This is a genomic window from Tepidiforma sp. (genome assembly GCF_026419595.1).
In the GTDB taxonomy this organism is placed as follows: domain Bacteria; phylum Chloroflexota; class Dehalococcoidia; order Tepidiformales; family Tepidiformaceae; genus Tepidiforma.
The window spans coordinates 39,159-52,684 of record NZ_JANZZD010000015.1; the positions used below are offsets into that span (position 1 = coordinate 39,159).

General features: G+C 70.8%; 9 protein-coding genes. 6 read left to right on the top strand and 3 right to left on the bottom strand.

The features are described from left to right. Positions 1–7 precede the first annotated feature (7 nt). Complete coding sequence (locus N2041_RS09315) at positions 8–661, top strand: LON peptidase substrate-binding domain-containing protein (RefSeq protein ID WP_297678111.1); 654 nt, start codon at positions 8–10, stop codon at positions 659–661. 12 nt (positions 662–673) lie between these two features. Here N2041_RS09315 and nadA read toward each other — a convergent pair whose 3' ends face one another. Beyond that, positions 674–1,891: a quinolinate synthase NadA gene (gene nadA / locus N2041_RS09320; protein WP_297678079.1), complete on the bottom strand. Its 1,218-nt coding sequence runs from the start codon at positions 1,889–1,891 to the stop codon at positions 674–676. A 217-nt stretch (positions 1,892–2,108) separates the two neighbouring features. Here nadA and N2041_RS09325 point away from each other — a divergent pair, with 217 nt between their 5' ends. Further along, positions 2,109–4,514 (top strand): methyl-accepting chemotaxis protein, encoded by a 2,406-nt coding sequence (locus tag N2041_RS09325; RefSeq protein ID WP_297678081.1) that lies wholly within the window; start codon positions 2,109–2,111, stop codon positions 4,512–4,514. 90 nt (positions 4,515–4,604) lie between these two features. Here N2041_RS09325 and N2041_RS09330 read toward each other — a convergent pair whose 3' ends face one another. Further along, positions 4,605–4,922: a hypothetical protein gene (locus N2041_RS09330; RefSeq protein WP_297678083.1), complete on the bottom strand. Its 318-nt coding sequence runs from the start codon at positions 4,920–4,922 to the stop codon at positions 4,605–4,607. Between the two features lie 223 nt (positions 4,923–5,145). Beyond that, positions 5,146–5,529: a hypothetical protein gene (locus N2041_RS09335; RefSeq protein WP_297678085.1), complete on the bottom strand. Its 384-nt coding sequence runs from the start codon at positions 5,527–5,529 to the stop codon at positions 5,146–5,148. Between the two features lie 123 nt (positions 5,530–5,652). Here N2041_RS09335 and rnc point away from each other — a divergent pair, with 123 nt between their 5' ends. The 4 genes from rnc (at position 5,653) to N2041_RS09355 (ending at position 13,518) form a co-directional block, all read left to right on the top strand. Beyond that, the gene (rnc, locus tag N2041_RS09340) at positions 5,653–6,375 is read left to right on the top strand and encodes a ribonuclease III (RefSeq protein ID WP_297678087.1); all 723 of its coding nucleotides are present in this window, start codon (positions 5,653–5,655) and stop codon (positions 6,373–6,375) included. After that, complete coding sequence (smc, locus tag N2041_RS09345) at positions 6,366–10,010, top strand: chromosome segregation protein SMC (protein WP_297678089.1); 3,645 nt, start codon at positions 6,366–6,368, stop codon at positions 10,008–10,010. The genes rnc and smc overlap by 10 nt, the downstream gene beginning before the upstream one ends. A gap of 61 nt (positions 10,011–10,071) precedes the next feature. Then, entirely contained in the window at positions 10,072–11,082 is a 1,011-nt protein-coding gene (gene ftsY / locus N2041_RS09350; RefSeq protein WP_297678091.1) for a signal recognition particle-docking protein FtsY, read from the top strand. Between the two features lie 6 nt (positions 11,083–11,088). After that, entirely contained in the window at positions 11,089–13,518 is a 2,430-nt protein-coding gene (locus N2041_RS09355; protein ID WP_297678093.1) for a DUF2298 domain-containing protein, read from the top strand. The last annotated feature ends 8 nt before the right edge of the window (positions 13,519–13,526 follow it).

Here is a 13,526-nt window from a genome sequence, read left to right on the forward strand (position 1 = left end):
GGCGCCGCTGGAACTCCCGCTTTTCCCGCTTCGCACCGTGCTGTTCCCCGGGATGCGCCTCCCCCTGCGCATCTTCGAGGAGCGCTACCGCGTCATGATCCGCGAGCTGCTGGAGAACGGCGGAGAGTTCGGCGTCGTCCTCATCCGCGAAGGCCCGGAGGTCGGCCCCGGCGCCATCCCCTACGACGTCGGCACCGCCGCCCGCCTCGAATCCTGCGAAGAGACCGACGGCGGCCGCTACCTCATCACCGCCCGCGGGACGTGGCGCTTCCGCATCGACCGCCTCCTCCCGCCGCGTCCCTACCCGTACGGCGAAGTCACCCCGCTCGACGACGCCGACGGCCCGACGACCCCGCGCCTCAAGGCCGCGCTCGAAACCGTCCGCGCCACCTTTCCGCTTTACTTCCGCCTCGTCCTCTCGCTCACCGACCAGTGGGCGCGCGGCCTCGACCTCCCCCAGCGCCCGCACCGCCTCGTCGACTTCCTCGGCGAATGGCTGCAGGTCGGCGAGGACGTCAAACAGCGGCTGCTCGAAATCGAACCCGCGGAAGACCGCGTCGCCTATCTCGCCGAGGTCCTCGACGACCTCATCCTCCGCACGAAGGATGCCGTCATCGAGCACCGGCGGAAGAAGTACGGCGCGCTCGGCATCGCCAACTGACGGCCCGCTCGCTCAGGCCAGCTCGAGCATCCGCTCCAGCGCCACCAGCGACCACTTCCGGGTCTCGGGGTCCACCCGCACTTCGTTCACCACCTGCCCCTGCACGAGCGCTTCGAGTGTCCACGCCACATACGCCGGGTGAATCCGGTACATCGTGCTGCAGGGGCACACCACCGGGTCGAGGCAGAATACGGTCTTGTCCGGGTTCTGCTTCGCCAGCCGGTTCACGAGGTTGATTTCCGTCCCGACCGCCCACGTCGTGCCGGCCGACGCCTCCCGGATGACCTTCGCGATCTTCTCCGTCGAACCGTACTGGTCGGCGGCCTGCACCACCTCCCACCGGCACTCCGGGTGCACGATGACGTTGACGCCCGGGTACTCTTTCCGCGCCTTCTCGATCTGCTCGACCGTGAACCGCTGGTGCGTGCTGCAGTGCCCCTGCCAGAGGATGATCTTCGCCTTCCGCAGCTGCTCCGGCGTCGTCCCGCCCATCGGGAGCCGCCAGTTCCAGAGCACCATCTCGTCCAGCGGGATGCCGATCGCGTACCCGGTGTTCCGCCCCAGGTGCTGGTCCGGGAAGAAGAGCACCTTGTCGCCCCGCTCGAACGCCCAGCGCAGCGCCCGGTCCGCGTTGCTCGAGGTGCAGACGAGCCCGCCCCGCTCCCCGGTGAACGCCTTCAGGCTCGCCGCGCTGTTCATGTAGGTCACCGGGATGACCCGTGCGTCGTCGCCGAGCACCTCGTGAATCTCGTCCCACGCCGCGTACACATCGTCCGGGTCCGCCATGTCCGCCATTGAACAGCCGGCGGCCATGTTCGGCAGGATGACCCGCACCTGCTCCGGCGTCAGGATATCCGCCGACTCGGCCATGAAGTGCACCCCGCAGAAGAGCACGTATTCGATGCCCTCCTGCTCCGCCGCATGCCGCGCCAGCTTGAAGCTGTCGCCCGTGAAGTCGGCATACTTGATGACCTCGTCACGCTGGTAGTGGTGCCCGAGAATCACCAGCTTCGAGCCGAGCTTCGCCCGCGCCGCGGCGATCCGGTGGTCGAGCTCTTCCGGCCCCATCTGCAGGTAAGCCCGGGGGATGTCCTGCTGCCAGCTCACGAAGGCCGGCTCCTGCGCCAGCGGCACCGGCGTCAGCGCGTCGGCCGGGCAGGTGTCAGGGTCCGAATACATCACCAGCAGTTCGGCGTAGCTCTTGCCCGCCGGGGCCAGCGTGGCAGCCATCGCATCCCTCCTTACTTAGTGTCATTTCTACACTAAGCCTTGCTTCCACTGTGCCCAATCACCGGCTTCGTGTCAACCTGACACGAAGCCCCCTTACCTGCCGCCCGCCGCCCGTTCCCGGGAGCTCTCGCGCCTTCCCCCGGGAGTTCCCCGATCCCTTTCGCACGCCCGCGCGGCGAATCTGAAATCGGAGCGAGGAATCTCTCGAGGGAACGAAGTGTCGTTGTGGAGGAACCGTTCGATCGTCCTCAAACTCGTCGTGACCGCCGTGCTGGCGCTCGCCCTCATGTCGGTCGCCATCATCGTAGGCGTCGGCCGCGTGATCTCGAACGAGACCGGCGAAACGACCCGCACCATTCTCACCGGCCAGGCGGAACTCGCCATCCGCGAAGCGCTCGCCGAAATCGAGCGCGAAACCTCCCGGGCATCCGCCCTCGGCTTTGCCGGCCAGTTCACATCGCTCGCTGCCGATTCCAACCGGGCCGCTGCCTCCGAAGCCGACATCAAGGCGCTCGATGACCAGTGGGTCGCCTGGCAAAAGGGCGGCTCCGGCGGCCGCGCCGAGCAGATCTACCAGTCGCTCACGCAGAACGCGGCTGCCCGCGCCATTAAAGAGTTCCAGGCGCGCTTCCCCCAGCACATCGAAATGTTCGCTACCGACCGCTACGGGCGAAACATCGCACAAGTCACGCCGACCTCGGACTATTACCAGGCCGATGAAGGCTGGTGGAAGGCCGCCTACGCCGATGGCAAGGGCGCCGTCGTCGTCCAGCCGGCGTCGTACGACGAGAGCACCGGCAAGTGGGGTATGAACGTGGCTGCCCCGATCATCGATGGCAGCCAGGTCGTCGGCGTGCTGCGGAGCACGATCGACGTCACGGCAGTGTTCGAGAAGCTCGCCGCCTTCACATTCGGCGACACCGGCAACGTGGTCCTGCTCGACGCCGAGGGCAAGGTGCTCTATCACCCTGATGGCGAGCGATTCGGCGAACCGCTCGCGGACTCGCTGACCGCGGCCGCATCAGCGCGACAGCCGCTCGAGGGCACCTACACCGACCCGGATGGCTCCGAATGGCGCTTCCACGCCCGGCCGGCCCCAGGCGCGCTCGGCGAGCAGCTCGGCTGGACCATCGTTGCGCGCGAGACGCCTTCCGAGGCAAATGCTGCGACCGCGGCGGCTATCCGGAGTGCGGTGGTGATCATCGTCGTTGCGGCCATCGTCGCCGCAGCCCTCACGGGGCTCGTCGCCTGGACCATCGGCCGCCGTGCCCGGCGGATCGCGAACGCGGCCCGCGTGGCTGCCACCGGCAACCTCGCCGCAGCTGCCGTCAGCGATGAGAGCCGGGATGAAATCGGCACCGTCGCTGCCGCCTTCCGCGACATGCAGGGCTACTTCGCCGAGATGGCCGCTGCTGCAGAGCGGTTCGCCGCTGGCGACCTCACCGCCGACGTCCGGCCGCGGAGTGCGGACGACCAGCTCGGCAATGCGCTCGCACGCATGTTCGGCGAAATCCGCCGCGTCGTTGCCTCGGTGAAGGCCCAGGGCCGCACCATCCTCGAGGCGGCGGACTCGCTCCAGGAGGCCTCGGGTCAGCTCGCTGCCGCGACCGGCCAGATTTCGACCGCCATGGAAGACGTCACCCGCTCAGCCGTCGCCCTCTCCGGCCTCAGCCAGGATTCCGCCGGCGAAGTTCAGCGCCTGGCCGATGTCTCCGGGGACGTCGCCGCCGTGGCCACCGAATCGCTCCGCGCCGTCGAACTCTCCCGCGACGAAGCCTCGCGAATCGGCCAGCGCATCGAACAGGTCGCAGCAGTCTCCCGGGAAGTGGCCGCCGCCGCCGAAGCCTCGCGCGGCGCCGCCGACCAGGGCAAGCAGGCCGTGAGCCAGGCCGTCGCCTCCATGGAGGCCATCGCGGCGGCCGTCGAGCGGGCGTCCCGGACCGTCGACCAGCTCGGCGAGTACGGCCAGCAGATCGGCGATATCGTCCGCACTATCGATGAAATCGCCGCCCAGACCAACCTCCTCGCCCTCAACGCGGCGATCGAAGCCGCCCGTGCCGGCGAGCAAGGCCGCGGATTCGCCGTCGTCGCCGAAAACGTCCGCTCCCTCGCCGAACGCTCCAGCGCCTCCACGAAGGAGATCGCCGACCTCATCGCTCGCGTCCAGGCCGGCACCGAGGAGGCAGTCCGCGCTATGGCGGCCGGCGTCGAGGACGTCGAGCGAGGCCGGGCCATCACCGCCGAGGCGGGCCGCTCGCTCGAAGCGATCATCGCCAGCGTGCAGGACGCAGCGACCAGCATGCAGGCCATCGCCCGCGACGTGCAGGACCTCGCCTCCGGTGCCCGCCGCATCGTCGAGGCATCCGAGGCGATCGCGGAGCGCACCTCCCGCACCGTGGAGGGCGCGGAAAGCCTCGGAAGCGGCGCCGCCCGCGTGAGCGACGCCATCATGCAGGTCTCGGCGACGAGCGAACAGACCTCAGCTTCCGCCGAGGAGGTGTCCGCCTCTACCCAGCAGCTCGCTGCCCAGAGCGGCGACCTCGCCGACACCGCCGCGCGGATGCGCCGCCTCGCGGACGAACTCACGGCCTCGGTAGCGCACTTCCGCGAAGCGCGCGCCTGAACTGCCTGAAGGCCGCGCCCCTCCCAACACGACGGGCCCTGCTCGCATGAGCAGGGCCCGTCCCGTTCGTGGCTTCGGTCCGCCCTCCGCTCAGCCCTTCCGCCGCTGCTGAGCCCGCGTCCACCGCCGGCTCAGGATCCACCGCGTGCTCAGCCGCGAAAACCCGGCCCCGAGCAGCACCGCCCAAACGACGCTCGCGAACAGGAACGCCCCGCTGTTCACCGACGCCAGCAGGCCCATGTACAGCCCGAGGAATCCCCCGAGCGCGAACGCGAAGTACACCGGGAACGTCCGCCACTTCCATTCCGGCAACGGGATCGGCTTCGGCGCGGCCGCTGCCGGCGCCGCGCTGCCTCCCGTCGTCCCCGACCCCGCCGGCCGCCGCCGCCGGCGCGATGCCGCGCTCATGAGGGCACCCCGTAGCGCAGCCGAAACGCCATATCGCAACGCCGGCACAGGGGCACCACGTCCCGGCCGAGCAGCTCCCGCATGCCAATCACGTGCACACCGCACTCCTTCCCGGTTTCGCCCTTCCGGGCATCGGGGAAATGAAACAGCTGGCCGCAATCCGCGCATACCAGCGCGCTCGCCGGCCCGATGGGCAGTTTACACTCGCAGCAGACCTGCGCCCTCATCCACGCCGCGCGACGCCCCCGGGCAGGTCGCCCCGCCGGAAGAGCAGGACCCCGCCGGCCGTCCGCCGGTGGCGAACCTGGCCAGCCTCCGCGAGCGCCTCGAGCGCCGCCGGCGTCATCTGCGCCGCCGCCGCCGCCTCCAGCAGGTCGAGCACGTCATCGAGCGTGCCCGGCTCAGCCGGCGGCGCGAGGCACACGTTGCACGCGAACTCCAGCGCGAGGTGCTCTTCGTTGATCCATACCTGCCCGCAATCCGTCCCGGGCAGGTCCGCCCGCGAATTCAGGTGGTACAGGTTCCCGCACCAGTTGCACCAGGCCTCCATGTGCGCCTCCACGGTCCCGGCGCACACATGGCACACCTTGACGTCCACGTCCTGCATACCATCCCCGAGCATACGGCACGGCTTGACTCCCCGTGAACCCGCTCCCTATGATCATAGCGCTTTAGCATTTCCTGCCCGCCGGGCAGGCTGCCCGGCGCTGCGGCCCGGGCCGGAGGGTACGTGGGAGAACCCGCACGAGGAGACCGCGCCGAGCTGCTCGCCCGCCTCCGGGTTCGTGCGCTTCGCCCCGACCTCCTCGAACAGGCCCTCACGCACTCCTCCTACCTCAACGAAAACCCCGCGGCCGGCGCCTCCAACGAGCGCCTCGAGTTCCTCGGCGACGCCATCCTCGGCCTCGTCGTCGCCCGTCTCCTTTACGAGAGCTGCCCCGGGGCCGGCGAAGGCGACCTCACCCGCATTCGCGCCGAAATCGTCCGCGGGAGCACCCTTGCGCGCGCGGCCGCGCGCATCGAACTCGGCCGCTTCCTCATCCTCGGGCGCGGCGAAGAGGCAGCCGGCGGCCGCACCCGCGACCGCAACCTCGCCGGCGCCCTCGAAGCCCTCATCGGCGCCGTCTACCTCGATGCCGGCTTTCGCGCCGCCGCCGCGCTCATCCGCCGCCTCCTCCGCGATGAGATCGACCGCGCCATCCGCGAAGGCGCCCGCCCCGATGCGAAGAGCTCCCTCCAGCACCTCGCCCAGGCCCGCTGGCACGAAGCGCCCGAATATGTGACGGTTGAGGATACGGCGGATGCGCCCCACCGCCGCTTCGTCGTCGAAGTCAAAATAGCGGGCCAGCCCCGCGGCCGCGGCGAAGGCCGCAGCAAGCGCGAAGCCCAGCAGCGCGCCGCCGAAGTCGCGCTCGAAGGGCTCCGCCGGGAGGAGGGCGCAGCGTGTATTTGAAGCGGCTCGCCATCCACGGCTTCAAGAGCTTCGCGAACACCACCACGTTCGAGTTCGGCCCCGGCATCACCGCCATCGTCGGCCCCAACGGCTCCGGCAAGAGCAACGTCGCCGATGCCATCCGCTGGGTCCTCGGCGAGCAGAGCGCGCGCCTCCTGCGCACGAAGAAGCAGGAAGACGTCATCTTCGCCGGCACCGGCAACCGCGCCGCCGTTGGCATGGCCGAAGTCGCCCTCACGCTCGACAACGCGGAACGCTGGCTCCCCCTCGATTTCGCCGAGGTCGAAATCGCCCGCCGGCTCTACCGCAACGGCGAAAGCGAATACCTCCTCAACGGCTCCCGCGTCCGCCTGCGCGACATCATCGACCTCCTCATGAAGGGCGACGTCGGCCAGAACTCCTACTCCATCATGGGCCAGGGCCTCGTCGATGAAGTCCTCTCCATGTCGCCCGACGAGCGCCGCGCCTTCCTCGACGAAGCTGCCGACGTCAAGCGCTTCCGCCTCCGCATCAAAGAAGCGCAGGACCGCCTCGCAGCCACGAGCGACAACATCGAGCGCGTGGCGCTCATCATCCAGGAGCTCGAACCCCGCCTCAGCCAGCTCAGCCGGCAGGCCGAGCGCGCCGCCGAATACCGCCGGCTCACCGCCGAACTGGCGTCCCTCCTCCGCCTCTACTACGGCCACCTCTGGGCAGAGGCCCAGAACCAGGTCGTCCGTGTCCGCGCCGCGCTCGACCAGCGCATCGCCGAGAACGATGCCGCCGCCCGCCGCGTCCAGCAGCTCCGGGAGCAGCTCCGCACGCTCTCGGAGGAGATCCGGAAGCGCCGCGACGCCATCGCCCGGCGCGATACCCGCAGCACCGAAATCGAACAGCGCATCGCTGCGACCGAGCAGGCCATCGCCCTCGACCGCGAGCGCCGCTCGATGGTCGCCGTCCGCCGCGAAGAACTCCAGCGCGAGCTCGAGGCGCTCGAAGCCGAACGGCTCTCCCTCGCCGCCACCGACGTCGACGAAGGCCGCCGCAACCTCGAAATCACCGGCCAGGCCGAGGCCATCCGCGCCGAGATGGACCGCTGCCGCGCGGAACTCGATGCCGCCGAGCGCGAATACTCCCGCGTCCGTAGCCGCGTCCAGGAGCTCCGCGACGGCGCCGACGGCGACGACCGCCGCGCTGCCTCCTTCAGGGCCGACATCGAAAGCGCCGAGCGTCGCGTCGCCGACCTCGACCGCGAGATGGAGCAGGTCATCGCACGGCGCAAAGCGATCATCGTCGAGCTGCTCGGCAGCCGGCGCCGCATCGCCGAGGCCCGCCTCGCCGTCGAAGAGGGCGAGGACCGGCTCGTCGAAGCCCGCCGCGAAGCGGACGCCGCCCGGGAACAGCTTCAGCGCATCCAGGACGAAGTCCGCGAGTACGAAGCCGCCGGCAACCAGGAGCTCCGGGAGCTCGACCACCTCGAGGGGCGGCTCGATGCCCTCCGCCGCGTCCAGGCCGAGCACGACGGTGTCGCCGCCGGCACGCGGCAGGTGCTCATCATGGGCCAGGCCCTCATCGAAGAGTTCGAGCCCGGCTCCCTCGGCGAGCCGCCCGAACTGCCCGGCGTGGTCGGGCTCCTCTCCCGCCAGCTGCGCGTGCCGCCCGGCCTCGAAACCGCCATCAACGCCGCCCTCGAGCACCGCCTCCATGCCGTCATCGTCGAGAACGAGCAGGTCGCCCTCGAGGCCATCGCCATCCTCCAGCGCCGGCGGCAGGGCCGCGCGCAGTTCCTCCCCCTCGACGCCGTCCGCCACGTCTACCCGCTCAACCTCCAGAAGGAGCGCGGCGTCGTCGGCGTCGCCGCCAGGCTCGTCCGCTGCGAACAGCGGGTTCGCCCGCTCGTCGATACGCTCCTCGGCCGCGTCATCGTCGTCGAAGACGTGCAAACCGCGCTGCGCATGATTCGCCGCTCCCTCGGCTCCGTCGTCACCCTCGACGGCGTCTACATCGAGCCCACCGGCGTCATCGCCGGCGGCTCGACCGGCGCCGACGAAGGCGAATTCATCCGCCAGCGCGAACTCGAAGAACTCCCCGCCCGCATCGAGGAGCTGCGCAAGCGGACGGAAGTCGCCGCCGAGCGCATCGCCCAGGCGCGCCTTGCCATCGAACAGGTCGCCAAGCGCTCCCACGAAGCCGAGGCGAACTACGAAATGCTCCGCCGCGCCCTCGAAGCCGCCCGGCAGGACCTCGAGCGCGAACGCGAACGCCGCCACCGCATCCGGCGCGACGCCGACGCCCTCCGCTCCAAGCGCGCCGACATCCAGCGGGAGCGCGCCGGCCGCCTCCAGCAGGCCGAACAGGCGCGTCTCGCCCTCGAGGCGCTCCAGCAGCGCGCCGCCGAACGGCGGCAGGAGCTCGCCGCCCTCGAGGAGGAGCTTGCCCTCGCCACTGCCCGGCGCGAGGCCGCCCTCGCCTCCGTGTCCGAGGTCTCAGGCCGGCTTGCCGCCGCCGAGGGCGAGCGCCGCACCCTCATCGCGATGCGCGAACAGCACGAGAAAGCCCTCGAGCGGCTCGACAGCCAGATCCAGGCCCGGAAGCTCCAGGCCCGCAACCTCGAGCTCGAAGCCGGCGTCATCGACGAGCGGCTCGAGCGCCTCGCCCGTGAGCTCGAGGCAATCCGCGCCGAACAGGCCCGCTTCGCCGAGGATGCCGCGCCCGACCGCGACGAACTGCACCGCCTCGAAAACCACGAGCGCGCCATCCAGGAGGAATTCGCCGCCGCACAGGACCAGCTCCTCGCCATCGATCGCAAGCGGCTCGACCTCGAAACCGAGCTCGCCCGCGCCAACGAGCGCCTCGAAAGCCTCCGCCACGAGATGGAGCGCGAAGGTCTCGCGCCCACCGACGCCGGCGAGATCGTCAGCCTCGACGAGCTGGACCGCATGGACGTCCTGCCCGAACCGGAGGCCCCGCGCATCCAGGGCGGCGCCGCCATCGACGTCGAGGCCACCCGCCAGCGCATCGAGGAGATTCGCCGGCAGATTCGCCGCCTCGGCGCCATCAACGAAGAGGCGCCGGAGGACTACCACGAGCTGAAGGAGCGCCACGAGTTCCTCACGACGCAGCTGGCGGACCTCACCGAGGCCGCCGACCAGCTCCGCACCGCCATCGCCGAGCTCAACGAAGAGATTCGCACCCGGTTCACCGTCACCTTCGACACGGTGAACCGGGCCTTCGGCGAGTACTTCCAGGCTTTCTTCGGCGGCGGCCAGGCGAGTCTCGCCCTCACCGACCCGAACCGGCCCGCCGAGGCCGGCATCGAAATCGAAGCCCAGCCCCCGGGCAAGCGCATCAAGAGCCTCTCGCTCCTCTCCGGCGGTGAACGGTCCCTCACGGCCGTTGCCCTCCTCTTCGCCCTCCTCACGGCAAACCCCGCGCCGTTCTGCGTGCTCGACGAAGTGGACGCCGCCCTCGACGAAGCCAACGTCGGCCGCTTCACCTCCGCCCTCCGGAAGCTCAGCGAGCGGACCCAGTTCATCGTCGTCACCCACAACCGGCGCACCATCGAGGTCGCCGACGCCATCTACGGCGTGTCGATGGGCCGCGACGGCGTCTCCAAAGTCCTCAGCCTCCGCCTCGCCGACCTGCCCCAGTCGTGACCCTGTCCCCTAACCGCCGCCCGGCTACCATCGCTCCCAGCCCCTCGCGAGGAGTGCCCCATTGAGGTTCTGGCGCCGCAAGCCCGCTGAACCCCAGCTCCCCGGCGAAGCCGCCGCCCCGCCGCCGGAAGAGCCGACGCCCGAAGAACGCGCTGAGCTTCACGAGCAGACTGGCCGTGCCGTCGAACGCACTCGCCGCGGCTTCTTCGGCCGCCTCGGCGCCCTCTTCGAACGCGCCGATTTCGACGACACCCTCTGGGACGAGCTCGAAGAAATCCTCATCGGCGCCGACACCGGCCTCGAAACGGCCTCCACCGTCCTCGACCGCGTGCGCCAGCGGGTGAAGAAGGAGGGCGTGAAACAGTCCGCCCGCGTCCGCGAACTCCTCCGCGAAGAACTCATCGCCATCCTGCGCGAACCCGGCGAAACGCCCCCCGCATGGGTCCGCGGCGACATCGCGCCGCCCCTCGTCATCCTCGTCGTCGGCGTCAACGGTGCCGGCAAGACGACGACCATCGCGAAGATGGCCCACGCCTTCAAGCGCGACGGGGCGACCGTCATCCTAGGCGCGGCCGATACCTTCCGCGCAGCCGCCACCGACCAGCTCAAGGTCTGGGGCGAGCGCGTCGGCGTCCGCGTCGTCGCCCACCAGCCGGGTGCCGACCCGGGGGCCGTCGCGTTCGATACTCTCGCCGCCGCCGAATCGTCGAAAGCGGATATCGTCATCATCGACACCGCCGGCCGCCTCCACACCAAGTCCAACCTCATGGAGGAGCTGAAGAAGGTCGACCGCGTCATCAAACGCAAAGACCCGTCTGCGCCGCATGAGACGCTCCTCGTCCTCGACGCCACGACCGGCCAGAACGGGCTCCTCCAGGCCCGCACCTTCACGGACGCGGTCGGCGTGACCGGCATCGTCCTCGCGAAGCTCGACGGCACCGCGAAGGGCGGCATCGCCTTCGCCATCGCGCACGAACTCGGCCTGCCGGTCCGCTTCATCGGCACGGGCGAACGGATGGACGACCTCGCCCCCTTCGACCCGGTCGAGTTCGTCGACTCGCTCCTCGCCTGAGCCGCCATGGAGGCCGTGCTCGCCGCCTGGCTCGCCGCGATGCTGCTGGGCGCGATCGGCCTCCCGTTCGCCGTCGCCATCTTCCGGCGCTTCCCGGATGCCGGTGCCGGGTTCGCCGTGCCGCTCGGCCTCCTGGCCGTCTCCCTCCCGTACTTCCTCCTCCGCACCGCCGCGGTCCTGCCGCCCGGCCGCGGCAGCTACCTCCTTGCCGCCGCCCTCGCTGCCGTCGCGGCCGCACGGGTCGCCGGCCGGCTCCGCCTGCAGCGGCGCGAACTCGCCCGCATCGCCGCCGGCGCAGCCATCGCGGCCAGCATCTTCACCGGCGCCTTCCTCGCGTCCACCGCCTTCCGCTCCTACAACGCCGAGATCGTCGGCACCGAGCAGCCCATGGACCTGCTCTTTCTCAATGCCACGATGGTCTCGCCCGACTACCCGCCCCGCGACCCGTGGCTCGCCGGCGAACCCGTCAGCTACTACTACTTCGGCTACCTCCAGGTCGGCGTCCTCGCCTCGATCGCCGGCATCCCCGCCTCGAGCGGGTACAACCTCGGTCTCGCCGCGACCTTCGCCGCGACCGCGTGCGGGCTCGTTTCGCTCACGTGGGCGCTCGCCCGCTGGGCCCTCCTCCGCAGGTCGCGCCGGTTCGCCGCCGCAGCACCCGCCGTCGCCCTCGCGCTCGTCCTCTTCGTCGGCTCGCTCTCCGCCGTCTTCGAATGGGCTGCCGCGCACGAACGCTACAGCGAGCCGCTCTACCGCGCCTTCGGCGTCGAGAATCTGCTCCCGTGCGAACCCGGCCAGTCCGCTGACTGCTACGCCGGCCCGCCCGGCCAGCGCACCACCGCGTGGTATCCCACCGAGTACTGGTTCTGGTGGCGCGGCTCCCGCGTCATCCCCGGCACGATCACCGAGTTCCCGTTCTTCAGCTTCCTCCTCGGCGACCTCCACCCGCACGTCATGGCCCTGCCCCTCACGACGCTGGCAGCGGCCTTCGCCGCCGCGCTCTGGCGCGCCCGGGGTAGCCTCGATTGGCGCGCCGCAGCCCGGTGGCCCTGGCGCCCCGCGGCCGCCGCGGTCATCTTCGGCGGCCTCGCGTTCCAGAACGCGTGGGACGTCGTGACCTTCTCCGCACTCCTCGGCCTGGCCGTTATTGCCCGCAACGCGCGGGAGCAGCCGCTCGCCCGGGCCATGGCGGCGGCGGCCGGCTGGCTCGCCCCCGCTGGGCTCCTCGCGCTCGCGCTCTATGCCCCGTGGTGGCTGACCTTCAGCTCCCAGGCGAGCGGTCTCTACGCCTACACCGGCGAAGGCACGCGGCCGGCCCACGCCTTCCTCCAGTTCGGCGTGCCGCTGGCCTTCGCGGGCCTCGGCCTGCTCGCCTTCGCGCCCGGCTTCCGGCGCCTGGGGCCGCCCGCCACCGTGGCCGGCTGGGCTGCGGTGCTCCCCTTCATCGGCTGGGTTGGTCTCGCCGCTCTCCGCGGCGACCTCGCCGCTGCCGCGGAGAACCGGGGCGCCGCCGGCTGGGTCATGCTCGCCGCGTACGGCGGCCTCACCTGGGCGCTCGCCGCGCTGGTGCTCGCCCTGGCCGCCCGGCGGAGCGGCGCAGCTCCGGCCGCTGCGTTCGGGGCCGCCGGTGTGCTCCTGCTCTACGGCGCCGAACTCTTCCTCGTCCGCGACGTCTTCTTCGGGTCCGTCCCCCGCCTGAATACGGTCTTCAAGCTCAGTTACCAGGCGTGGCTGCTCCTCGGCATCTCCGGGTCGGTCGCTGCCGCCGGCCTTCTCGCGACGTCGTTGCGCGGCGCCGCGGGCGCCGGCGCGCCCCGCCGCATCGCCGCCCGCGCGGCGGTCCCCGCGGCGGCCATCCTCCTCGCCGGGGGCCTCGTTTACCCGCTCCTCGCTGCCTTCAACCGCACCGAAGGCTTCAGCCGCCCGACCGCCATCGACGGCCTCGCCTGGCTGCAATCGGCCGACCCGGGTGAATACTCCCTCGTCCGGTGGGTCGAGGACAACGTCCCGCCCGGCGCAGTCCTCATCGAAGCCACCGGCCGCCGCTGGGTCGTCGAGGCCGACGGCAGCCGCCGCATGGTCGATGCCGGCGTCGACTACACCGATGCCGGTCGCGTCGCCTCCCGCACCGGCCGCCAGGTCCCCATCGGCTGGTACTTCCACGAAATCCAGTGGCGTGGCGATTCGCCGGCGAACCGCGAGCGCTTCCTCGCCCGCCAGGACGCCGTCGACCAGGCGTACCTCGCCTCGAATCCGGACGCCGTCCTCGCCGCGATGCGGGAGTACGGCGCCGACTACCTCGTCGTCGGCAGCGTCGAACTCTCCCGCTACCCCGGCCCGCTCCCCGACTACGATGCCTTCCTCGACCGGGTCTTCGAATCCGGCCGTTACCGTATCTACCGCCTGCCGCACTATGAACCGGTCAGCCCGCCATGACGACGAGC